General features: G+C 49.0%; 20 protein-coding genes. 1 reads left to right on the forward strand and 19 read right to left on the reverse strand.

All coding sequences use genetic code 11. The annotated features are described in order from the left end of the window. Positions 1-41: 41 nt before the first annotated feature. The 11 genes from serC to liaF all read right to left on the reverse strand — a co-directional run bounded on the left by serC (position 42) and on the right by liaF (position 12,821). Positions 42-1,127, reverse strand: coding sequence for a 3-phosphoserine/phosphohydroxythreonine transaminase (serC, locus tag AC6B99_RS10795; protein WP_056039606.1), 1,086 nt, complete (start codon positions 1,125-1,127; stop codon positions 42-44). Positions 1,128-1,399: 272 nt separating this feature from the next. Then, positions 1,400-2,824: a type I glutamate--ammonia ligase gene (gene glnA / locus AC6B99_RS10800; protein ID WP_056039603.1), complete on the reverse strand. Its 1,425-nt coding sequence runs from the start codon at positions 2,822-2,824 to the stop codon at positions 1,400-1,402. Between the two features lie 246 nt (positions 2,825-3,070). Next, positions 3,071-4,132 carry a 3-deoxy-7-phosphoheptulonate synthase gene (aroF, locus tag AC6B99_RS10805; RefSeq protein WP_056039600.1) on the reverse strand — a complete coding sequence of 354 codons (1,062 nt, stop codon included), beginning with the start codon at positions 4,130-4,132 and terminating at the stop codon, positions 3,071-3,073. A gap of 205 nt (positions 4,133-4,337) precedes the next feature. Continuing rightward, positions 4,338-5,315, reverse strand: a complete 978-nt coding sequence (locus AC6B99_RS10810; protein WP_056039596.1) for a 4-hydroxy-3-methylbut-2-enyl diphosphate reductase — start codon at positions 5,313-5,315, stop codon at positions 4,338-4,340. A 31-nt stretch (positions 5,316-5,346) separates the two neighbouring features. Next, positions 5,347-6,855, reverse strand: a complete 1,509-nt coding sequence (locus tag AC6B99_RS10815; RefSeq protein ID WP_056039593.1) for a sensor histidine kinase — start codon at positions 6,853-6,855, stop codon at positions 5,347-5,349. Between the two features lie 6 nt (positions 6,856-6,861). After that, positions 6,862-7,551, reverse strand: a complete 690-nt coding sequence (locus AC6B99_RS10820) for a response regulator transcription factor (protein WP_496663332.1) — start codon at positions 7,549-7,551, stop codon at positions 6,862-6,864. 113 nt (positions 7,552-7,664) lie between these two features. Then, on the reverse strand, positions 7,665-9,290 hold the full coding sequence (locus AC6B99_RS10825) for a trypsin-like peptidase domain-containing protein (protein WP_494879982.1): 1,626 nt from the start codon (positions 9,288-9,290) through the stop codon (positions 7,665-7,667). Between the two features lie 201 nt (positions 9,291-9,491). Further along, positions 9,492-9,902 (reverse strand): YugN family protein, encoded by a 411-nt coding sequence (locus tag AC6B99_RS10830; RefSeq protein ID WP_056039584.1) that lies wholly within the window; start codon positions 9,900-9,902, stop codon positions 9,492-9,494. A 121-nt stretch (positions 9,903-10,023) separates the two neighbouring features. Beyond that, complete coding sequence (locus tag AC6B99_RS10835; RefSeq protein ID WP_056039581.1) at positions 10,024-10,689, reverse strand: response regulator; 666 nt, start codon at positions 10,687-10,689, stop codon at positions 10,024-10,026. Further along, positions 10,686-11,720 (reverse strand): sensor histidine kinase, encoded by a 1,035-nt coding sequence (locus AC6B99_RS10840; RefSeq protein WP_056039579.1) that lies wholly within the window; start codon positions 11,718-11,720, stop codon positions 10,686-10,688. The genes AC6B99_RS10835 and AC6B99_RS10840 overlap by 4 nt, the downstream gene beginning before the upstream one ends. Positions 11,721-11,726: 6 nt before the next feature. Next, positions 11,727-12,821: a cell wall-active antibiotics response protein LiaF gene (gene liaF, locus AC6B99_RS10845; protein ID WP_496663333.1), complete on the reverse strand. Its 1,095-nt coding sequence runs from the start codon at positions 12,819-12,821 to the stop codon at positions 11,727-11,729. 267 nt (positions 12,822-13,088) lie between these two features. Between liaF and AC6B99_RS10850 the strand changes: the two genes are divergently transcribed. Next, positions 13,089-14,387, forward strand: coding sequence for an ammonium transporter (locus tag AC6B99_RS10850; protein ID WP_496663334.1), 1,299 nt, complete (start codon positions 13,089-13,091; stop codon positions 14,385-14,387). A 104-nt stretch (positions 14,388-14,491) separates the two neighbouring features. Here AC6B99_RS10850 and AC6B99_RS10855 read toward each other — a convergent pair whose 3' ends face one another. The 8 genes from AC6B99_RS10855 to AC6B99_RS10890 all read right to left on the reverse strand — a co-directional run bounded on the left by AC6B99_RS10855 (position 14,492) and on the right by AC6B99_RS10890 (position 23,937). After that, positions 14,492-14,869 (reverse strand): hypothetical protein, encoded by a 378-nt coding sequence (locus AC6B99_RS10855; RefSeq protein WP_056039570.1) that lies wholly within the window; start codon positions 14,867-14,869, stop codon positions 14,492-14,494. Positions 14,870-15,037: 168 nt separating this feature from the next. Next, positions 15,038-15,169, reverse strand: coding sequence for a hypothetical protein (locus AC6B99_RS10860; protein ID WP_268795458.1), 132 nt, complete (start codon positions 15,167-15,169; stop codon positions 15,038-15,040). A 65-nt stretch (positions 15,170-15,234) separates the two neighbouring features. Next, a complete protein-coding gene (locus tag AC6B99_RS10865; protein ID WP_056039567.1) occupies positions 15,235-15,870 on the reverse strand; it encodes a 3D domain-containing protein in 636 nt (211 codons plus the stop codon). A gap of 75 nt (positions 15,871-15,945) precedes the next feature. Beyond that, positions 15,946-17,883 carry a threonine--tRNA ligase gene (gene thrS / locus AC6B99_RS10870; RefSeq protein WP_056039563.1) on the reverse strand — a complete coding sequence of 646 codons (1,938 nt, stop codon included), beginning with the start codon at positions 17,881-17,883 and terminating at the stop codon, positions 15,946-15,948. A 437-nt stretch (positions 17,884-18,320) separates the two neighbouring features. Next, the gene (locus tag AC6B99_RS10875) at positions 18,321-18,524 is read right to left on the reverse strand and encodes a hypothetical protein (RefSeq protein WP_496663335.1); all 204 of its coding nucleotides are present in this window, start codon (positions 18,522-18,524) and stop codon (positions 18,321-18,323) included. 25 nt (positions 18,525-18,549) lie between these two features. Beyond that, positions 18,550-21,801 (reverse strand): efflux RND transporter permease subunit, encoded by a 3,252-nt coding sequence (locus AC6B99_RS10880; protein ID WP_056039554.1) that lies wholly within the window; start codon positions 21,799-21,801, stop codon positions 18,550-18,552. Between the two features lie 83 nt (positions 21,802-21,884). Beyond that, positions 21,885-23,261 (reverse strand): HAMP domain-containing sensor histidine kinase, encoded by a 1,377-nt coding sequence (locus AC6B99_RS10885; protein WP_496663336.1) that lies wholly within the window; start codon positions 23,259-23,261, stop codon positions 21,885-21,887. Continuing rightward, positions 23,254-23,937, reverse strand: coding sequence for a response regulator transcription factor (locus AC6B99_RS10890; RefSeq protein WP_496663337.1), 684 nt, complete (start codon positions 23,935-23,937; stop codon positions 23,254-23,256). Before AC6B99_RS10890 ends, AC6B99_RS10885 begins: the two co-directional genes overlap by 8 nt. Positions 23,938-24,002: the final 65 nt, after the last annotated feature.

A 24,002-nucleotide genomic window follows, 5' to 3' on the forward strand; every position in this document is an offset into this window, starting at 1 on the left:
AGCGGGCGGTTTTTCTATCTTTTAATTACGGACAGCCGCAATTAGCCGTTGTTTTTTTGGAATTCTGCCATAAACTCAGCAAGCGCCTTGCAGCTTTCCAGTGGAACCGCATTGTAAGTCGAAGCGCGAAGCCCGCCAACATCACGATGTCCTTTCAAGCCAACAAAACCTTCTGCTTCGGATTGCTTAATAAATTTCTTCTCAAGCTCTGCATCCTGCAAGCGGAATGTAATGTTCATAAGCGAACGGCTCTCTGGAGCAGCAAAGCCATAATAGAAACCGCCGCTTTGATCAATCGTATCGTAAATGAGCTTTGTTTTGTCGCGGTTGTATTGATTGATTTGGGCGACTCCGCCTCTTGCTTTAATCCATTTCAGCACCAGATTGACCATATAAACCGAGAAGGAAGGCGGCGTGTTGTACAACGAGCCTGCTTTCGCATGGGTATCATAGCGGAAAATAGCTGGAATCGTCTTAGGGCTTTCTTTAATAAGATCATCGCGAACGATGACAACCGTCACACCCGAAGGACCGAGGTTTTTCTGGGCGCCTGCATAAATCAGACCAAACTGGCTGACATCTACCGGACGGCTCAAAATATCACTCGACATGTCCGCGATTAGTGGAACATTGCCCGTTTGCGGGAATTCAGCAAATTGCGTGCCGCCAATGGTCTCATTTGTCGTAATGTGCAAATAAGCAGCTTGATCTGGCAGCTGAATGTCGGAAAGTGCCGGAATGCGGTTGAACTTGTGAGCTTCGGAAGTAGCAGCTACGGCTGTCTCGCCAAGAAGCTTCGCTTCCTTGATTGCTTTCTCTGCCCATGCGCCAGTCATTACATAAGCGCCGACTTTGCCTGGGGTAAGGAAATTCATTGGAATGGTTGCAAACTGCGTACTTGCGCCGCCTTGCAGCAGCAGAACATGATAATTGTCAGGAATGCCGTAAATTTCGCGAAAAAGAGCCTGTGTCTCATTGTTAACTTGCTCATACAGCTCGCTGCGATGCGACATTTCCATAATGGACATGCCAGCGCCTTGATACTCCACGAATTGCTGCTGAGCCTGCTCAAGTACTTCGAGCGGTAAAGCGGCCGGTCCTGCATTAAAATTGAATGCTCTCTTCATCTTCGGATAACCACCTTTAGTTATTAACATGATAACGCTATAATAGCAATTTTAAAGGCCCGCTTCAAGTAGTCTGGTGTCTTTTCGTGACAAAAGTCGAACACTTTATTATTGATTTCTTGTTAATATTCGGTTTTCTTCAATAAAAGGTGTTTTGCTGCCGCTTTCATTATTAACGGCGTGAGGCGATAAATTAGACTTTTTGTCATTTCACTCTAGCGAATAGGCAGAAAAAAAGAGCCCCCATATAGGGAGCTCCTTCAACGTTCATTCTAGCAATCGAAGTACAGGCTGTACTCGTGCGGATGAACACGGATCGATACTGTTTTTGCTTCATTACGTTTGAATGCAACGTAGTTAGCGATGAAATCTTCAGAGAATACGCCGCCTTCAGTCAAGAATTCGGAATCTGCTTCCAAAGCGCTAAGCGCTTCGTCAAGCGTACCTGGTACGCTGCGGATATCCTTCTTATCTTCTTCTGGCAATTCGTAAATGTTTTTGTCGAAAGGACCATAGCCCAAAGCAACTGGATCAAGCTTGCGCTTAATACCGTCAAGACCTGCAAGCAGCATAGCTGCAAACGCGAGGTAAGGGTTGGCAGTGGAGTCAGGCGTACGGAACTCGATACGACAGCCTTTAGGTGTAACGGAAGCGATTGGAATACGAATCGCAGCCGAACGGTTACCTTTGGAGAACACCAGGTTAACTGGAGCTTCGTAGCCAGGAACCAGACGTTTGAACGAGTTCGTGCTCGGGTTAGTGAGCGCGATCAACGCTGGAGCGTGGTGCAAAATTCCGCCGATGTAGTTCATAGCCAGCGGGCTCAGGTTGCCGTAAGCACCTTTTTCAAAGAACAAAGGCGTGTCGCCATCAAAGATGGAGGAGTGAACGTGCATACCGCTACCGTTATCGCCAAACAGCGGCTTAGGCATGAAAGTTGCAACTTTTCCATATTGGCGAGCTGTGTTGTGAACAATATATTTGTATTTCATCAGGTTGTCAGCTGTTTTAGTCAGCGTGTCGAAACGGAAGTTGATTTCTGCTTGACCAGCAGTCGCTACTTCGTGGTGATGACGCTCAACGCGAAGACCTGTTTCTTGCATCAGGCGAACCATTTCGCTGCGGATGTCTTGTTGGGAGTCAACCGGAGCTACTGGAACGTAACCGCCTTTAACTGGAACTTTAAAGCCAAGGTTTCCGCCTTCTTCTTTGCGGCCGCTGTTCCAGCCAGCTTCTTCGGAATCAACCGAATAGAAGGAAGTGTTCATCGAGCTTTCGTAGCGAACATCGTCGAAAATGAAGAATTCGGATTCCGGAGCGAAAAATGCAGTCGTGCCCACACCGGATTTTTGCAGAAACTCTTCCGCTTTTTGAGCGATGCTGCGCGGATCGCGCTCGTAGCGTTCGCCATCAGGCGTATGAATGTTAGACATTACGTTTAGAGTTGGGTGATCAGTGAAAGGATCGATAAATACCGATTCAGGATCTGGCATCATAACCATATCCGACTCTTCGATTCCACGGAAACCCGGGATCGAGGAACCGTCAAAAGCTACACCATTTACGAAAGTATCGGCGTCAACTTCTGTCGAAGGAAGGGTAATGTGGTGCGCATGACCAAAAAGATCCACGAACCGGAAATCTACAAACTGAATGTTGTTTTCTTTAATTGTGTCCAAAACATTTTGAACTGACATCAGATATTTCCTCCATTTCCGAACATTTGCTTAGTATTGAACGGGTAACGTTCTCCTATCGTTCCAAACCATGACGTTATTATAAAACTACGATATTATCATCGTCAATAGTTATGTGAGGTATTTTTTATTCGCATGTTAGCTATACTTACAGGTTTACACATTTGTTCACAATTCCTCCTACACGGCAAAAGGAAAAGCCGTAATCCCCTTATTTACATAGGAATTAACGGCTTTATAGGTCGATTATATTTTCCACTCTTTGAAAGCTTCTGCTGGCGCCTTCTCCGTGTTAAATTCTTTCCCAACAATTGGTGCGAGCTTTTCCAAATCCTTTAATAAATTAGCGAACTGGTCCGGAAACAGTGATTGTACCCCGTCCCCAGTCATCGAATTATCTGGATCTGTATGCATTTCCACGATCAGTCCATTCGCTCCAGCGGCTACTGACGCCTTCGACATTGGCTCTACAAGCTCGCGGCGGCCAGTGCCGTGACTTGGGTCAGAGATGACTGGCAAATGGCTGAGGCTTTGCAATACAGGAATAGCTGACAAGTCAAGTGTATTTCTTGTGTAGGTCTCGAATGTTCGGATTCCGCGTTCACACAGCATAACGTTCGGATTGCCTCCAGCAAGAATATATTCCGCTGCATTTAGGAATTCATCGTACGTTGAGCTGAAGCCCCGTTTCAGTAAAACAGGCGTTTGAATCGTTCCGAGCTTGCGGAGCAGGTCGAAATTTTGCATATTGCGCGTGCCGACTTGGAGAATATCCGCATATTCGGCGCATACATCTACGTATTCCGGCGTCATTACTTCGGTAATCGTCAGCAAGCCATGCTTGCGTCCCGCTTCCGCCATCATAACCAAGCCTTCAACGCCAACGCCTTGGAAGCTGTATGGGCCTGTGCGAGGCTTAAAGGCTCCACCGCGAAGCACCTGGCCGCCAGCCGCTTTAACCAGTCGGGCGATTTCATCAATTTGCTCTGGTGTTTCGACTGCGCATGGGCCGCCCATAATAACTAAATTATTTCCGCCAATTTTAACGCCTTTAATGTCAATAATGGTATCATCTGGGTGAAAATCACGGCTTGCAAGCTTGTAGGACTTGGAAATTTTAATAACATTTTCAACGCCCTTGAGCTGGCGAAGATGCTCGGCTAATGTAGGTGCTGCACTCCCAATAATACCAATTACGGTACGGTCTGTTCCTCTTGATACATGGGCTTGAACGCCTGCTGCTTCAATATGGGTAACAATTTCAGCAATTCTTGCTTCTTCAATATGCGGATTAGTAATTACGATCATGTCAATCTCCCCTTTTCCACTTAAACGCTTGTTCGCTTCGACGCTTCTATGCTTTGTGGCTTTTATGCTTTTACTCGTTAAAGTGATTATATAAGAAGCAGCGCTGCCCGTCAAGCAAAAACTTTAGGCCCGCGCTCTTCCCGTTTCATGCCATTTTCCCTCGCTAATAACGTGACTGATAACGGAACTATAGAAAAAAGACGCCTTACGGCGTCTCTGGCACTTCTGGGCGCGCAACAACTGACTTTTTGCGGGCATTGGGAAGCAGCTTCTCCATATTGACGGTACGAACGATTTCCCACGTTGTAGGGTCATCGTCGTTGTATTGCTCCAAATACGTAATAACTTCCTTGGTAAGCGGCGTAGGAGTCGAAGCGCCGGAAGTTACCGCCACACGTTCAATGCCAATAAGCCATTCCCGTTTAATCTCAGATACATCTGCGACACGGTAAGCAGTAACGCCTGCAATTTCCTCCGACACCTGGGCAAGGCGATTGGAGTTGTTGCTGCGCGGATCACCAACGACAAGACAAAGCTGGGCCTCGCCAGCCTGTCCGGCTACGGCCTCCTGGCGAACCTGGGTTGCCAGGCAAATTTCATTGTGGACTTCCGCCGTTGGAAACTTTTCAATCAGCTTGCTTATAATATGGCGGATATCCCATTGCGACATCGTGGTCTGATTTGTGATGACGATATTGCCTTCCGGCACTTCTAGCAAATCGATATCCTCGACACGCTCGATGAGATGAACGCGATCTGGAGCGACGCCAATGGCACCCTCTGGCTCAGGGTGATTTTTTTTGCCAATATAAATAATATGGTAGTCCTCGGCCATTTTCTCGCGAATCAAATCATGCGTGCGCGTCACGTCAGGACAAGTGGCATCGACAACCGTCAATCCCTTGTCCTTGGCACGTCTCCGAACTTCGGGGGAAACGCCATGGGCAGTGAAAATAACCGTCCCCTGCTCGACCTGCTCCAATATTTCCAGACGGTTCTCCCCATCCAGCGTAATAACGCCTTCCTGCTCGAACGCTTCCGTCACATGCGCATTGTGCACAATCATTCCCAAAATATATATTGGCCGCGGCAGCTCGAGATTTCTAGCTGTTTGCAGTGCGAGTACCATAGCGTCAACAACGCCGTAGCAATAGCCCCGCGGTGAAATTTTAACAATTTGCATGTAGGTGCACCTGCTTTCTGAACCGTGGGCATTAGCCCAAAGTTCGATCCGTTCCTTCTATTATAGACGAATCTGCCGTCTCAGAAAAGACTATGGGCAGCCAGATCGTAAACTCCGACCCTTCACCCGTGCGCGTAAGCACTTCAATGGAACCGCGATGCTCATCTATTATCCATTTTGCAATAGATAATCCGAGCCCCGTTCCAACCGTTTTGCCGCGCGATTCGTCCACCCGATAGAAACGGTCGAATATATGCGGCACTTCCTCAGGGTCCATCCCCATGCCCGTATCACTGACCGTAATCCCAACTTGATTGTCTTTGCTGCGCACGCTAAGCTCAATATGGCCTTCTACCGTATACTTGAAAGCATTCTCAATAAAAATGAACAGCAGCTGCTGCAAATAATCCTGATTGCCTCTGACCTCAATGCCGCTGAGCGGAGACAGGTCGCCTACGCGCCATTCAGCGGTACGCGGGAGCAGCTGGGCACGGCGTGCCACCTCTTCGACAAGCGGCTGCATCGATACTACTGTTTTCTCCATTTCATAACCGGCATCCGCACGGGCGAGCGCCAGCAAATCATTAACAAGCGTCGACATGCGGCGGGATTCCGCTGCAATATCCTGCATCGCCTCAACCGTAAGGCCAAAGCGCTGGTTATCAAGCGCCAGCACGATGCCGTCAAATGCATCCGGGTCCTTCGTTTTTTCCCACATTCGCTGAAGCAGCTCAATATTGCCCCGAATCGTCGTCAGCGGCGTCCGCAGCTCATGCGACGCATCCGAGACGAACCTTCGCTGCGCCTTATAGGATTCATCCAGCTCATTGTAAGCTGTCTCCAAACGGGCCAGCATGACATTCAAGTTATAGACAAGCCTGCCGACTTCGTCATTAGGGCCATCCATTGGAATGCGTACACTAAGATCAGAACCGTTTTGAATTTTCTCCGTTGATTTAATGACACGCTCAATTGGACGAAGCACCTGACGGGCCAAAAGCAAACCTGTTGTAAAGGCTATTAAGACAGCGATAAGCGATGCGGTAAACAAAATCGTCCGCAAAGCTTTCAAATAACTTTCCTCACTCGTAACAATTGCGCCTACCTGAATAAGACCGATTAAATCGGTTTTCGCACTATCGCTGTAAATAGGACGTTGATAAATTAAAAAGGTTATATTCGCATCATTCACCTTAATGTTAGCCTTTATAAAGCCAGCCTGCACATTATCCTTAACATCAGGAATTGGATATTTTATGCCTGTACTAAGCAGCTCCTTGCTCGCATTAATAATGCCCTCTTTATATCTGACAATTTGCAAATAAAAGGAACGCTCATAAAACCGCCCTTGCGAAGGGGCAATCAATAAGTTGAGCTCGTTGACAACTACATTGTAGCTATCCGCTTCGCCCTTCAGCTGATCTTTCATCTGCCCGTACGTATTGTAATTAACAAATATATAGATGGCAAAACCAAATATCAGCAGCGTCATCGCAAGCAAAGCTGAATACCACAAAGTTAAACGCAGCCGTATGGTCATAGCTGATCAGCCCTCTCCCCGCAGCACATAGCCTGTACCACGAACGGTTTGAATCATGCGCTTGCCGCCGCCCTCCTCCATTTTCTGGCGCAGCATCGCAATATAAACTTCTAGAACATTCGACTCTCCGCTGAAGTCGTAGCCCCATATTTTTTCCATAATGACATCACGGGTCAATACGCGGCGCGGGTTCTGTATAAAGAGCAGCAGCAAATCATATTCCTTTGCCGTAAGCTCAATACGCCGGCCGCCCCGAATCGCTTCGCGGGCATCTTGATCAAGCGCAAGATCCTCATAGACGATTTTGCTGCCCGTATCCTCGATTTTATCCGGCTTGCGACGCAGCAGCGCACGAACTCTGGCAAGCAGCTCTTCGAGTGCAAATGGCTTCACTAGATAATCGTCAGCTCCTGTATCCAGCCCTTTCACCCGATCGGCAATATCATCCTTCGCTGTCAGCATCAGAATCGGAACCGTGCTTCCTCCTTCTCGCACTCTACGGCATACTTCCCAGCCGTCTACATGCGGCATCATCACGTCGAGTATGAGAAGCTGTGGCTCCGCTGTCATTAGCAGCTTCAGCCCTTCCAAGCCATTGCTTGCAGTCGTCACTTCATATCCTTCAAAAATCAGGCTCCGCCTTAATAAAGAGGTGATTTTCTCATCGTCATCTACAACTATAATTTGTGTTCTCATCGGTACGCCCCCATGTTCTTTAGCTTCATAAAAACAGACGCAGAGAGATTGTTCGCCTCTGCGCCTGATTGTAACCATTCAGCACCAGCTGCACCGATATGCTGGCTGCTTCATTATTCTGCGTTGAACTTATTGCGGTCGCCTATGGTGACCGACAAATCCATTTTCGCACCTTTGCGGATAATATTCAACTGTACTTCATCGCCAACTGCTCTCTTCTGAATCGCCTTGATCAAGTCCTGCGTATTGTTGTACACTTTGCCGTCAATGCCGATGATAACGTCAAATTGTTTCAGATCGCCCAGGTAGGCAGGAGAGTTGTAATACACATTGCTGACGATGGAGCCTTCCGCTTTATCCATGCCTAGCTGCTTCGCCATAGCATCCGTTACATCAGCTAGTTCCGCACCGATGAAAGGAATCGGATCTTTCGGAACCTCAACGTTATTTTTCAAATTCTCCAATACGCCTTGGATTGTGCTCGTTGGAATCGCAAATCCAATTCCTTGCGCCTGCGAGCTTACAGCTGTGTTAATGCCGACCACTTCACCATTTACGTTGAGCAGCGGTCCGCCAGAGTTGCCTGGATTAATCGATGCGTCCGTTTGCAGCAAATGCTCGTAGTTGCGTGTTCCTTGCTCATCCGGAATGGAAATCGGGCGCTCCTTCGCGCTAAGCACGCCAACGGTAATCGTATGGTCAAAGCCATAAGGATTGCCGATTGCTGCGACCCAATCACCAATTTTGATGCTGTCGGAGTTTCCTAGCTTCAAAGTAGGGAAGGCTTTCGTATCCGTTACTTTAAGTACAGCCAAATCCAGATTATAATCAGAGCCCAGCAGCTCCGCTGTTAGCGGCTTGTCATAGCCTTGCACCGTGACTTCGATTTTCTCTGCTCCGCCAACGACGTGCTGGTTCGTCAAAATGTAACCGGTGGAGTCAAAAAAGAATCCGGTACCGCTGCCTGTTGCTTGTAATCCATTGCTGTTATTGTTTTGCTCCTGGCTGCCTGCTCCCGGATAATCCTGGCCGAAAAACTGTTCGAAGAAGGAATCAGCCGATGATCCGCCATTGCTTCTTGTAGGCGAAGCAAAGGTTTCAATTTTCACAACAGCCGGGCTTGAAGCCTCGAACAGCTTAGCAATATCGTCCGGCCTGTCAGATGCTGCAGTTAGCCCGCTGTTTTGTCCCGTTGCTGTAGCCGTTCCCTGCTGAGATACAGTCGCTTCCGCCGGCTTGCTGAACCAATTGTTCACATCCGAAGCATACATTAAAGATCCAACTACTAGAACCCCAGCAATAAACGAAGAAAACATCGCTTTGAATGACGTTTTGCGCTGCGGCTCCTTCACCTGCCAACCGCCTCTGGCGGATGACTGCGATGAGCTGAACGGCCTTACTGGGGCAGGAGGCATGCTTTCAGCGAAGTTTGCCTGTTCACCCTGCTGCTGGCTGTACGGCTGGGATGCGGCAGCTGATTCCTGGCTGGATGTTGGTGCCGGAGTTGACATAGAATGATTGCCTGCTCCAGCGCTATCAGACAGCGTATGATTGTCCGGTGCGCCTGACTTAAACGGTCCGTAAGAATAGTAGTAGGAAGGCTTGCTTGCCTGTTCAGAAGAATCAGCTGATGCTTCATCAGCGTGGGCTGGCTGAACGTTATCCTCCTGCTTCCGCTGCCCATCCTCACGATTTTGGAAAAAATCATCAAAGCCGTTCTTTTTATTCTGATCGTCCATTCCCGTTTCCTCCTCATCGGTATACAATGAAGCAATTCAGTCTCTAAAGGCTGCTTGCTGGTTAATTGTTGTACTCCTATCATGCACATTCTACCTTAAAACAATCTTAAAAGACATTTAAACATACATAAAAAAACTCCCTATCACTGGTGACAGAGAGTTTTTCATCCACTATTTAAGTTTCAAAAGACTGCTTTAAGCTTATGCCAATGCCCGTTCTACCTGCTGCATAATGTCCTTGGCCCGCTCGACCCATTCGCTTTCAATGTCAGCATCGGGATCAGTCGGCGCTTGAAATTGGTCGAATAAGGCGCCTACCAGCCGCACCGAAGCTTCCTCATCATTGCCTTCTTTATATAAATGCTTAAGCACATATGGCGTTCCCAGCTTAATAGTGGCATCTGTATCCGAAGAGCTATTATCGATGGCGCCATCCGTCACTTCAAAAGGAATCCGCAGCCATACTTTATGGGCTTCATCCAATGGGCGATCGAACGAACCAGCTGCATAATCCCAATTGCCGCCTAAAGCGAACGTATGCTGCGTCAGCATATCGCGGGTTTCAATGAAGGATTGATGGCTGGCTTCCAGCTCTGATGACAGCAAAATCATAGCAAGACGCTCCTTTTATGTACGCTTTAGTGCGGCTCATCTCGCCGCTGTACATCGTTAGTATAGCCCGCCTTTTGCTGCAATATGTGATAACTAATAATGTGATTTGGTTTATTGTTGATTATAAGCTTTTGGCCCAGCCTTTGCGATGAGCAAGCACCGCCAGCTGTGTCCGATCATCCAGCTCGCATTTCATTAATAAATTGCTGACATGCGTCTTGACCGTCTTAATGCTGATGTGGAGCTCTTCGCCAATTTCCTTGTTTGACCGTCCCTCGGCAATAAGCAGCAGCACTTCCTTCTCCCGCTCCGTCAGCCCTTCATCTCCTGATTGTGCTGTACGCTGCCGAAGTCCACGCGTCAAAGCCTGAGATACATCAGCTGTCATGACAGGCATGCCTTTCGAAGCGCCGTTCAGCGCATAAATCAGCTCCTCCGCCGATACCGTCTTCAGTACATAGCTGACCGCCCCTGCCTCAATGGCAGCATACACTTTATCATCCTCCAAAAAACTCGTCAGCATGACGATTTTCACATCCGGATATTTCGCCATCACGCGCCTCGTCGTCTCAATGCCATCCATGCCGGGCATCATTAAATCCATCAGCAGGACATCAGGCATCCCTTTCGGTATGCCGGCTTCAAGCTTATCAAGCGCAGCCTGCCCGCTGCCCGCCTCTGCAACAACTTCAAATTTCGGCTCCAGCATTAAATAAGTGCGCAATCCTGTTCGAACCATATCATGATCATCAATAATCATAATTTTCAACATTTCCTGGCTGCTCATTTTTTATCGCTCCCCCGCCATATTTTTGGAATAGACACCTTGACCCTCGTTCCACTGCCTGGCTTGCTTATAATTTCTGCCGTTCCGCCAAGCTTCTGGGCACGCTCGTGCATCGTTGACAGCCCGTAGGAGCCTCGTTTGACCTCATCTACTCGGAAGCCCGTTCCATCATCCTGCAGGCTCAGCACAATTTGCCGTTCATTTTCCGATAACGTCAGCGAGCAGCCCTCTGCTTTTGCATGCTTGACGATATTAGCCAGTCCCTCCTGCACGATGAGAAAAAGCTGATGCTCCTTCGCTTCCGACAGCGGCTCAACCAGCCGCCATTCCAGCTGCCCTTGCAAATGGTTTTGCCGGCAATAATCAGGAAACCACTTATCCAGCGCTTGGAGCAGCGTTCGGCCTTCAAGCTCCATTGGGCGAAGCTGAGCGATGAACGTGCGCATTTGCTTCTGGGCAAGCGTGGACATCTCAATTAACTGGCCCAGCACCTCAGCCGCGCGTTCGCTATCCACCTGCTGAAGCTTAGGCAGCGAAGAGGCGCACATATGCATCGCAAACAATTGCTGGCTTACCGTATCATGCAAGTCGCGAGCGAGCCTTTTGCGCTCTTCCAGCACCGCTTCTTCATTAGAGGCAGCTTCGGCCATCACCTGCTCCTCGCCCGTACGCTGGATGTAAGTCATCCGCTCCTCCATTTGCCTCGCAAGCACATTAAATTCCTCATAAAGCTCGGTAAAGGACAAGCCGCCCCGCTCGGCAATTCGAATTTCAAAGTTGCCGTTAACGGCCTGTTTCATCGCGAGCTGGAGCGTATCTACTCTGCGCTGTATGCGCCTGCCGGCCCAATAACCGCAAGACGCAGCAACAAGCAGGAAGACGGCTGCGGCAGTCAGCCACATTTCCCATCTCCCTGCATGAGGCATAAGCCCATAAGCGATTATCGCCGCTGCTCCATAAGCCAGAGCAGCAGCGAACACAAACATAGAAATCAATTCCCATTTTCCACTGCGAAGCAACCGAACCATCATAAACGCTTATCCCACCCTCGTCACACGCACATCGCCAATAAACGAGCTAACGACCAGCCTGATTTTTTTATCCGCATCTGCATAGGAAGGGGAAGCCATATCCATCGACTTGAACATGCCGTGCTCCTTTTTGCCAAGAAACTTCACATCGCCAATAAAAACGCTGCTCTGCACATGGATGCCCACCTCATAATCATTAGGCACATACACTTTCACATCGCCGATAAAAGAAGATACCGTAATCTTCGTTTCCCCGTAAGCGATTTGCGCTTTCGTTAAATCAATGACGGTGTCGCCGATAAAATGTGAAATGTTGATTGGCTGCAGCTCCCAATAATCATGGCCAATATGAATATCGCCTATGAAATTGGAGCGGGTCTGCGTATTCGGATCATTGTTCCACCACTCGCTTTTGCCGCTGTAGTGATTTTTTTCATTTTTCCACTCTTTGCGCTGTTCCCGAAATTGCTGCTTCCATTCTTTACGTTGATCGCGGTAATGCTGCTTGGCCTGTTCTTTCCATACGTTGCCTATAGGCTGTTCCTTCTCTAAATTCACTTTAGATTTCCCGCCTTCAAAGCTGTTTTGCTGAAACGGCGCCCCTTTAACAGGCCCAGCTTGTTCTTGCGCATGCTCTGGAGGAAAAGGATCCGTTGGGCCGGGATGCAGCGGCGGCGCTGGAGGAATTTCACCTTCCGTATAACCATCATAAGACTTCCAATCATCGGATGGCGGCTCATGCTTCTTCCGCTTGCTTCGGCTCGGCTTACGCAGCATATTGATGCCGACTAAAATAATAATAATCGGCCAAATATACGGAATAATATCGCCTAAGGACCAATCCGACCAGCCCATGTTCCGGGCAAGAAACACGACGCCAATAATCATCATCACCCAAAATCCTCCGCCATGCTTGTAGGAGTCTCTCGAGCATATTCCTTTTAGCCCAATAACGATTAAAATAAGCGGCCAGAAGTTGGAGATGATTTCTCCAATGCTGAGCTGGGTGGAAATGATACCCGTTTGATTGAGAAAAAAGACAACACCTATCGCAATAACGATGCCAGCTGTTATAAATCGATTGAAAAAGCTGCCATTCATGAGATCATCAACTCCTGCCTTCAATTGGTTCTATTCTTCATACGTCTAAGTATAACGGACCCGCCAAACACAAGAAAGGGACGGCCGATTGAAATCCAGCTCGGTCTCTAGACTGAGACAAAGGAATATTACACCAGACAAACCTGACATGCGTCACTAAACATTACATAAAAGCGTTGACATTGTTAACTCGAAATCATTATAATGATCAACGAATTAGCAATGTAACATCATTTTATATCTGATTATAAGGGGTTGGCCTACACAATGGAGTTGTCAGAACTGTCGAGAGGTCTCGATACAATCTGGGTTGTCTTGACAGCGGCTATGATTTTGCTGATGGAGGGCGGCTTTGCGCTGCTGGAGGCAGGTTTCGTCCGCCAGAAAAATGCCGTCAGCATCATTATGAAAGTGTTCGTTGATATCGCATTCGGAGCTCTCGTTTTTTATTTTTTTGGCTTCGCTATTATGTACGGCAAAGATGTAGGCGGCCTGCTTGGCACCAGCGGCTTCCTGCTAAGCGGCGACCTTTCTCATATTATACTTAATATTTCCCATGAAACGTATTGGCTGTTCCAATGCGCGTTCGTTATCGCGGTCATCTCCATCGTATCCGGGGCCGTGGCTGAACGCATCCATTTCCGTGCCTACATTTTGCTGACGATCGCCATGACCGGACTCATTTATCCGCTAGCGGGCCACTGGGTATGGTCAACCGGCGGCTGGCTTGGCAAGCTTGGCATGATCGACTTTGCCGGTTCAGCTGTTATCCATGCCCTCGGCGGATTTGCCGCCCTGGCTGCTGCGATTTTCGTCGGGCCCCGCATTGGCAAGTTCAGCCCGGATGGCAAGGTGAACATCGTTTCGCCATCCAATTTGCCGCTCGCATCCGTTGGCGCCTTCATCCTTTGGTTCGGCTGGTTCGGCTTTAATGCCGGAAGTACGCTGAGCGCCACGAACACATCGATCGGGCATATCGCCGTAACGACGATGCTGTCCGCTGCAGCGGGCGGAGCCACCTGCATATTGTTTACGATGTTTCGTTATAAAAAAGCTGATCCTCCGATGGTTATTAACGGCTCGCTAGCTGGACTTGTCGGCATTACCGCTGGCTGCGCTTTCGTCTCGGACGGCGCTGCAATCTTCATCGGCGCGCTTTGCGGCATTATGATGGTTCTCGCAACCGAATACATGGAGAGCAAAAAAATCGATGATCCCGTCGGCGCCTTCGCCGTACACGGCATTAGCGGCAGCATTGGTACGCTGGCACTCGGATTATTTGCCAAGCCAGAGCTCGCTAGCGAGGTCGGACAAGGCTATTACGGCTTATTTTATGGCGGCGGCTTGAAGCTGCTTGGTGTACAAGCACTTGGCCTCGTCACCGTATCTGTATGGGGCTTTGTCTTCACATGGGCCGTATTATGGCTCATTCGCAAAATCATGCCGGTACGCGTCTCCAAAGACGAGGAGCTAATTGGTCTTGATGTAGGCATTCACGGCGTTCCCGCTTACAGCTACGATACGGATTTTCTTGATGTAGACCACCTGAAGAGCGGCAATTCATAGCTATATAAGTTTAACAAAAAACCTCCACATTCCAGCGATGCCATGCATCCGGGAATGTGGAGGTTTTGTTTTATTTGAAAGGAATGAAGCTTCTCTTCTATGTCTTAGAGCAAATCATTCGCCAGCTCGAAGGGAACAGTGACCATATCCGTTGGAGCTGAGCTGTTCTGTATCTTACGTACATTTTCAATTTCAAGCTTTAGCGCACGAACTTTCTCCATCGGCTTGCGAACGAAATGGATATGCTCCACGGCCAAATGATGATCCGGCTTCTTCCCTGACAACATGCGCCTGAAAGCAGACATCGATTGATAAGCCCGCTCTTCCTTGAGACGGCGCTTCTCGTAACGCTCAACCATTTGCTCGATTTCGATAATTTCCTGTTCCTTCTTGCCGATATAAGCGTCAATGAACGGAAGCACCTCAGCAGCTCTGCGATGCTCGGAAGCCGAATAGTTTGTGAATGTTATAGGATCAGTCATGAGAGTTCACCTGTCTTATCATGTGATTATTCGTTACACCGTAATCATACAATAAAACAGGTTCGTTTGAAAACTGTTTTTTATCTCCTTATTTCTATGCCTAGCCGTCAGGTTAGAGAAAAGGAGCCGTAGCGGCTCCTTTTCTCACTTCTTTATTGGGACAGCCTGTTACTTCTGCTTTTTTTGTGTCGATTTAGCGGCTGTGTTGCTCGTTTCATTATTTTGTCCAAATTCTTCTGCAAACTCGGTATTCAGCTTTTGGTTCGATTGAGCTGCTTTATTGTTTTTGTTCTTAGCCATGTTGGTTTTTCACCTCCCCGTCCATGTTAGTATGGCGGGTTAAGGTTCTAATATGCATGCTGTTGTTACGATTCCAGATAAGCCTCAGGCAAGCCTTTTCCTGCCTCCGCGGCCTTGTTGATCTTATTTAGCCAAGCCTGAGACAGCTTCCCGCTGCCTTTGCGAATGACTTCAACCTCCACTGTGCGTTTGCCCCACTGCTTGAATACATCCGCCGTCGTCTCGAAATACAAATCGATTCGGCTGCCTTTAATAGCCGATCCTGTATCTGCGACGACGCCATACCCGTATCCGGGAATATAAAGCAGAGAACCAATCGGAAACAGCTTCGGATCAGCTGCAATCGTGGAAACCATATCCCGGCGAACCTTCACGCCTGAATACGTAATGCCATAGCTCGGATGGCCAGGCCGCTTTCCTGTCGATTCAATTCCGGCTGTGTAGCCCGTTGCAACGACCTTCACTTTATCATATGCCGGTTTTTGCGGCGTTAGCTGCTGCTTGACGGTTTCAGTACGTTCTTCGTGAACTAATGCCGCTGTCAGCTTAACCGATTCAGGTGCGACAATGACGGGCATATGCTGCAGCGGGGCTTCCTGATTCATCGTCTTGCCCGGGAAAGGCTTGAAACAGATCGCAAGCAATACGAGCGCCGCAATTGCGAGCAGCATTTTTTTATAATGAAAAAAGCTTGTAACCATTTGGGCACTTCCTCCTCTGAAGAAGATTACCCAAGTGGTACAAGCTTTATGCAGACGAGCCGCTGTTAGCTGCTCTTATAACGCTTTTGTTTTGATCTCTTGCTCTAACATTTCCGCTGTCTCGGCAATCGATTTTGCCCCGATATCGCCTTCGCCGCGCTTGCGGATTGAGACCGAGCCTGCTTGCATTTCGTTCTCGCCAACTACGAGCATATAAGGAACTTTCTCAATTTGCGCCTCGCGAATTTTATAGCCGAGCTTCTCATTGCGAAGGTCGCTTTCTACACGAATGCCCGCTTCCTGCAGCTTCTCAGCCACTTCACGCGCATATTGCTCATATACAGTGGACACTGGAATAACCTTCGCTTGAATCGGCGACAGCCATAGCGGCAAAGCGCCAGCAAAATTCTCCAGCAGGAATGCCGTCATGCGCTCCATTGTGCTGATGATGCCGCGGTGAATAACGACTGGACGGTGCTTCTTGCCATCTTCGCCGATGTATTCCAGCTCGAAGCGCTCTGGAAGCAGGAAGTCCAGCTGAGCTGTGGAAAGCGTCTCTTCTTTGCCCAGGGCGGTTTTGATCTGAACGTCCAGCTTCGGACCGTAGAAAGCTGCTTCGCCTTCTGCCTCGAAAAATGGCAGGTCAAGCTCCTCGACAACTTCGCGAAGCATACGCTGCGACATTTCCCACATTTCATCATTTTGGAAATATTTCTCGGTATCCTGCGGATCACGGTACGATAAACGGAAACGGTATTCCTTAATGCCAAAATCTTCATATACTTTGCGGATGAGGTTGACCACACGCGCGAATTCTTCCTTGATTTGGTCCGGACGGCAGAAAATATGCGCGTCATTCAGCGTCATCGCGCGAACGCGGTGCAAGCCAGTCAAGGCGCCGGACATTTCATAGCGGTGCATCGTACCCATTTCGGCAATACGCACCGGCAAGTCGCGGTAGCTTCTCATATCGCTTTTGAAAACCATCATATGATGCGGGCAGTTCATAGGGCGAAGCACGAGCTCTTCGTTATCCAGCACCATCTTCGGAAACATATCCTCGCTGTAATGCTCCCAGTGGCCGGATGTTTTGTACAGCTCTACGTTTGCCAGAACAGGCGTATAAACATGCTCATAGCCCAGACGCTCTTCCATATCCACGATGTAGCGCTCCAATGTACGGCGAACTTTCGCGCCATTCGGCAGCCATAGCGGCAAGCCTTGACCAACCTCGCGCGAGAATGTGAACATTTTCAGCTCGCGTCCCAGCTTGCGGTGATCGCGTTTTTTCGCTTCCTCTAGGAAGTGGAGATGCTCATCGAGCTGCGCTTTTTTCGGAAACGCTGTTCCGTAAATACGCTGAAGCATTTTATTTTTGGAATCACCGCGCCAGTAAGCGCCTGCTACGCTGAGCAGCTTGAATGCTTTAATCCGTCCTGTAGACGGAAGGTGAGGCCCACGGCAGAGGTCGAAAAATTCGCCTTGATCGTAAATGGTAATTTCCGCTTCCACAGGAAGGTCGCGGATCAGCTCCAGCTTGAGCGTATCGCCAATATCGGTAAATACGGCAATCGCTTCATCACGGCTGACGACGCGGCGGCGGATATCGAGATTTTGCTGGACAATTTTATCCATTTCCTTCTCGATTTTAACCAAATCTTCCGGCGTGATCGACTGTTCCATATCGATATCATAGTAGAAGCCATCCTCAATAACGGGGCCAATACCGAGCTTAAGCTCTACATCAGCATACAGGCGCTTGATCGCTTGAGCCATCAAATGCGCTGTGCTGTGACGGTAAACTTCCAGCCCGTCAGCTGAATCCAAAGTGACGATTTCAACCTTTGCATCTTCATTAATAGGTGTATAAACATCAACGGTTTTTCCGTCAATTTTACCTGCGATTGCATTTTTGCGCAGTCCGCTGCTGATCGAGCCAGCCACCTCTTCAATTGTTGTTCCTGCAACATATTCCCTTATTGCGCCATCCGGCAAAGTTACTTTAATCGCCATTGTTATCATCCTTTCCATTCGCTAAGCTTCCAAGCTGCTGCGTTCTGAACGCAAAAAAAGCACGCATCCCGCGAAGGGACGAGTGCTTGTAAGCTCGTGGTTCCACCCTAATTCGATTGCTCGCCTAACGCTAATCAGCGTATTTCATCCCGGCAGCAGCCAATCCTTAATTTATCTGGTAACGGAGATTTCCGGTACAGCTTAATGGCGCTTCACAAATGGAAGCCTGTTCGGCTATACAGCTACAAAGGGGTATATTTACATATATCTGGAAGGAAATTGCAGCCTTGTTTCCTCTCTCTGGACCAGTTGAACGTGTAAATACATGTCTTTATCATTGCTTTTTCAGCATATATCAGCATAATTATAGTCCTCAATAGCAAGCAGGTCAAGAGTTAAGACATACATTGCCATAAGCCCCTTTTATCCCGCTGCGCTCACGACAAGCCTTTTCCTTTATATATGCTGCGGCGGCGTACGCGAACGAATCTGTATACGCTGATTGCAAGCAGAATGAGGAAGAGCGGCATCAGCGCCACCTCGCTGCCCTGCCGCGTCGGCACCTCAGCGAAAGCAGCCCCTAGCATCAGTACAGCAAATACGCCCCACATCATAAATCTTCTTCCTTTACGTCCATTCATTGGTTTCACTCCCTCTTCCTCATTCCTAGTCATTGAATATATCTGCTTCATTAACCTTGTGCTTTTTCCACACCATTTCATAAATGACTGGCATGACGATCAGAGTGAGCAGCGTCGAGCTGAACAGCCCGCCAATAACCGTGATCGCAAGGCCACCTGAAATGAGGCTAGTCGAGGAGCCCGATAATGCAAGCGGTACAAGCGCAAGCATTGTCGCAAAAGCCGTCATTAGAATCGGTCTTAGCCTTGTTCTTGCCGCCTCCACGATTGCTTCGGTAATCGGTATGCCTGCTTTGCGATTTTTCTCCACCCGATCAAGCAGCACGACCGCATTGGTGACGACGATGCCGACCAGCATCAGCATGCCAATCATGCCGCTCATAGACAGGGCTTGCCCTGACAGAAGCAAAGCGCTGAGTGAGCCAATCGGAATAAACACCAGCGAGGCTAAAATAATAAGCGGCGTCCGCAAACCACCGAATGTCATGCTCATAATAATAAATACAAGGCCTATCGCTGCCGCCATAGCGATACCGAGGCTTGAGAAGCCGTCATTGATCATTTGCAGCCCGCCGCCGACCTTAAGCTCTACTCCAGAAGGCAGCGTCAGACTATAAATATCCGCCTGCACGAGCTTTGTAACAGCTGATACCGCACTGTCATCCTTCACCGTTCCACTGACAAGGGCATACATTTTGCCATCATCGTGGCTGACCTTGATCCAAGCTTTCTGCTCCGTAATGTCTGCGATATCCTTCAGCTTCTTTATGCCCGCTGCAGTAGGAATCTGGATATTTTCCAGCTCCTGCTTTGTGGCAATTTGCTGTTTATAAGATAAGGTTATCGCTTGTTCCTTATTATCGATTTTGTAAGTGCCAGCATCGACTGGTCGCAGCTGCTCGCCGGTCAATTGCATAATGAGATAAGGGCTAATATTGGCATCGATTCCGCTTTGGTTAAGGGAAACGACCCATTTTGGCGTTACCTCATCCATATTGTTTGTAATATCCTTTAAATCGCTGCTTTCCTTCATTAGATTTTCAACTTGAAGGGCAGTTTGCGCCAGCTTGTCCGAACTGTCCGCATAAATGCTGACATCAATATTGTTTCCCGATGGCGGCCCCTGCTGTTCGCCTGCTTTAATATTGAGCGTTGTCCCTGCCTGCTTCGCAGTGACGACTGCCGGCAGTTCGGTCTGCAGCTTCGAAGTCAATTGCGCCATATCGCTTCCTTCAGCAAATTGGACCGTAATAGTCGCTTTATTATTGCCGCCGCTGGACTGCAGCGGGTTTGCCCCCGCACCGCCAACGGAGACCTCATAGCTCTCTACGTTTTCCAGCTTACTTAAATAGGCCTCCACCTTGCCGCTGACTTCGTCTGTCTGCGTCAAGCTGCTTTGCGCTGGCAATGCAACATCAATAGCTAAGCTCGGAGTCGCACTAGTCGGCAGAAAAGCAACGCCGATTAAAGGTATCATCCCTAGCGAGCCTATTAGCAGCACAACAGCTGATCCTAATACGAGCGCTTTGCGCTTTAGAGCGCTGCGAATGATTTTTTCAAAACCGTTCGAAAGTCTGCTTTCCTTCGTATGCGGCTTCACGCTTCTGAAAAAGCGGCCGCCCAGCACAGGAATCAGCATCATCGAAACCAATAGCGAGATCGTAATGGAGAGAACGACAGCAATCGAAAACGGACGGAAAAACTGTCCAATGATCCCACTGACAAAAGCGAGTGGTGCGAAAACGACGATTGTCGCCGCCGTGGATGAGGCTACCGCCCCGATCACTTCGCGGGTTGCTTGGTAGGCCAGCTCCTTGCCGCTCATTTTCTCGCCTTTTTCCTGCCGCCATCTATATATATTTTCAATAACGACGATGCTGTCATCGACGATCCGTCCGACGGACACGGCGATGCCGCCCAGCGTCATAATGTTAAGCGTATAGCCCATTTGATCCATAATCGCAATCGTGGCAAAAATAGAAATCGGCAGCGACAAAATCGAAATAATCGTCGCCCTTACATTGCGCAAAAACAGGAAAATAATGAGCACGCAAAACAATGTGCCATACAACCCTTCACGAATGAGGCCGGATACGGATTCTTTAATTTCCTGCCCTTGGTCAACGATGACATGATAGTCCAGCTCGCCTTTGCCTTGATAAGTGCTGAGCAGCTCGCTCACATTGTCAGACACATCCGCCGTGTTGGCATCCTGCGTCTTCTGAATCGAAATTACAAAGCTCGGCTCGCCATTAAAGCGGGTAATTTCATTTTGCTCAGATACCGTCTTAATGTCGGCAATATCACCAAGCGTGATAGCGGCTGCGGCACCCACGCCGCCTGAAGCTACAGAACCATTTGATGCTCCTGCGCCTACAGCGTTTCCTGATGCAGAACCTGCGGCACTGCCAGCAGCGGCTTGATTGCCTGCATTGCCCTGCATAGCACCTGCACCCGCTCCGCCTGGATTGCCCTCCACGCCACCTGCACCCGCTCTACTCGCACTGCCTGTTGCAGAACCTGCGGCTCCGCCGCCAGTCGTTGCCGTCAGCTTCAGCGCTTCAAGCTGCTTCAAGCTGTCTAGGCTGCCGGTCAGCCTGATCGGTATGACCGTCTCCTCCTGCGACACCGAGCCCAGTGGCAGGGCGTAATCTAGCGACTGAAGCACCGTGCGGATGGAGCTAAGCGTAATGCCATGCTGCGCCGCTTTATTTTTATCTACAACAATGCTTAGCTCATTTGACGTACCGCCCTTCAGTGTTACGTTTCCTACTCCGGCTAGCTTTTGCAGCTCAGGAACGACGCTGTTTTGCAGCTCATCAGCCAGCTTTGCCGAATCTCCTTCGGCAGCAAATACAGCCGCTTGATAAATAGGCTGGCTATTTGCCGACAAGCGCTGCACCGTTACACTCGCATTATCAGCCAGCTTCAGCTTGTTCACCTCAGCTTCAACTTCGCTGTATTTTTTGTCCATGTCGGTGCCGAAGGGAAACTGGATAAAAATGCTGGCTGCATTTTCAGAAGAGGTGCTCGTTAGCGACTCATAGCCCTGCACGCGCTTCAAATTGTCTTCAATCGGCTTTGCAACGTCCGACTCGATTTCCTCCGTTGAGGCGCCGGGCTGAACCGCCTGCACGAATACGGCCGGGAAATCCAAATCCGGAAACGTCTGCTGCTTAATTTGCGTGGAGGCATACAAGCCATACCCTAGCACCAAAGCGCATAATAAAATGACGGCAACGCTATTTTTCAAACTAAATTTGGTCAATCGATTCACTGTGTATCTCTCCTCTCGCTGTATAACCTCCTTCATCATAACGAGTAATTTTGTACTAATTATGTACAGGGCCGCCGTCTGCCCTAATTGGATTTATCTGGTGGAGCGAGCGGCAGCACAACGGTCATCGTCGTCCCTTTGCCCACTGTACTCTCTACCCTGATTTCCCCCGCATGGAGCTCGACAATCCGCTTAACGATCGAGAGGCCGATGCCATTTCCGCCAACGGCACGCTCGCGGGCTTGATCTATTTTATAAAAGGGTTTGAAAATATGGTGTAGCTCCTCCTCCGGAATGCCCACTCCACTGTCGGCAACCGACACGGTCACGCTATGCTGGCTTACCGACAAGTGAATCGCAATGACGCCTCCAGCTCCAGTGAACTTAATCGCATTGCTCAGCAGGTTCGTCCAAAGCTGGCTCAGCTTATCTTCATCAGCCGAAATCGTTACGGGCTCCAGGTCCAAATCGAGCTGAATGTTCTTGTAAAACCAAAGCGGCTCGCTGGCAATCATGACATCTTTAAGCTGCTCATCCAAGCGATATTGGCTCATATTCGGCTGAATTTGGTCATGCTCGAGCGCGGACAGCTTGAGCAAATCCTGTGTCAGCCGGGAAAGGCGGTCGCTTTCCTCCTCGATAATGGTGAGCAGGCGGAGACGGCTTTCCTCATCCATTTTTTTCTGCTTAAGCGCCATTGTGAAGCCTTTAATCGAAGTAAGCGGAGACTGGATTTCATGAGAAACGTCCGAGACGAACTGCCTTCTCACCCGCTCCAGCGAATCGAGCTCCTGCGCCATCTGATTGAAGCTTGCTGTCAGCTCGCCGATCTCATCCTTGCGTTTCGTAGCAAGCCTGATGCTGAAATCGCCTTTTGCCATTTTGCGCGTAGCCAAGGTTAAATGCTTCAAAGGCCGCACCATATAACGGGAGGTGACGATAACGAGAAGCGTTCCGACTAATAGCACCAAAATAAGCTGCATGCGGAAATAGCCGAAAGCCAGATTGGCAACGCCATTCGTTTCAGGCTTTATAAACAAGGCATAAGCATGTCCTTCAATTTGAAAAGGAAGCCCTACGACGAGCCGGTCATAATCTTTATCCATTCCGCCCCGGTAAACGCCGCCGTTCAGCACGCTGCGCAGACTTTCCCCCTCTACGTGCAGCTTATGATTGGCAACCTTGTCGGTTTCATGAAGCGGTATGCCTTGTTCGTCATAAACGATAAAGGTAAAAATCGGCAGCGCAGTAATCCCCTCCATTAAAGCATCCAAATTGTTCGGATAAGAGTGTTTGTAGGATTCGATAATCGTTTTGCCGCTGGCGATTAAATTGTCCTGTACGTAGGTGCGAAGCTTGTAGCTAAATAAAAAATGGGTCATGAAAAAGCTTAAAACGACGCTCGCCAAAACCGATGCGACAAACACCAAAATTAAGCGGACATACAGCGATTTAATCACGGTATACCTCCAATCGGTAGCCCAGCCCCCAGATTGTCACGATTTTAAAATCCTGATCATACGGGGTAAAACGCTCCCTCAGACGTTTAACATGCGTATCCACCGCCCGCTCGTCGCCCTCGTAATCGTAGCCCCATATTTGCTCAATTAACGCATCGCGCTTGAACAGCTTGCCCGGATAGCTTGCCAGCAAAAACAGCAGCTCAAATTCCTTGAGCGGTATGGACTCACTTGAGCCCGTATCCTTATAGCGGATTTGATAGCTTGTTTTATCGAGCGTCACTTGGCCAAGCCTGACGATTTGCGAGATTGAAATCCGGTAACGCTTCAGCAGCGCCTTCACCCGCATGACCAGCTCCATCGGGTCAAAAGGCTTCACCATATAATCGTCGGTGCCCAGCCGAAAGCCTTTAATTCGCTCCGGCGCCTCCCCTTTGGCGGTAATCATCATAATCGGCTTGTCCCCCGCTTCCCGCACCCGGCGGCAAAGCTCCCAGCCATCCATCTTCGGCATCATAATGTCCAGAATAATGAGATCAACCGGATGATTGCAAAAATAATCCCATGCGTCCGCTCCGTTGCCTTGCTCTATAATTTCCATGCCTTCATCCTCCAAATACAAACGGAGCAGCTGGCGGATATGCGGATCGTCATCTACTACGAGTACGGTCGTCATGCGGCTACCTTCTTCCCGATTTTAAGTACAGTTCTATGTCATAGTGTAATACACATTTTTGTATT

The sequence above is a fragment of the Paenibacillus liaoningensis genome, from assembly GCF_059609455.1.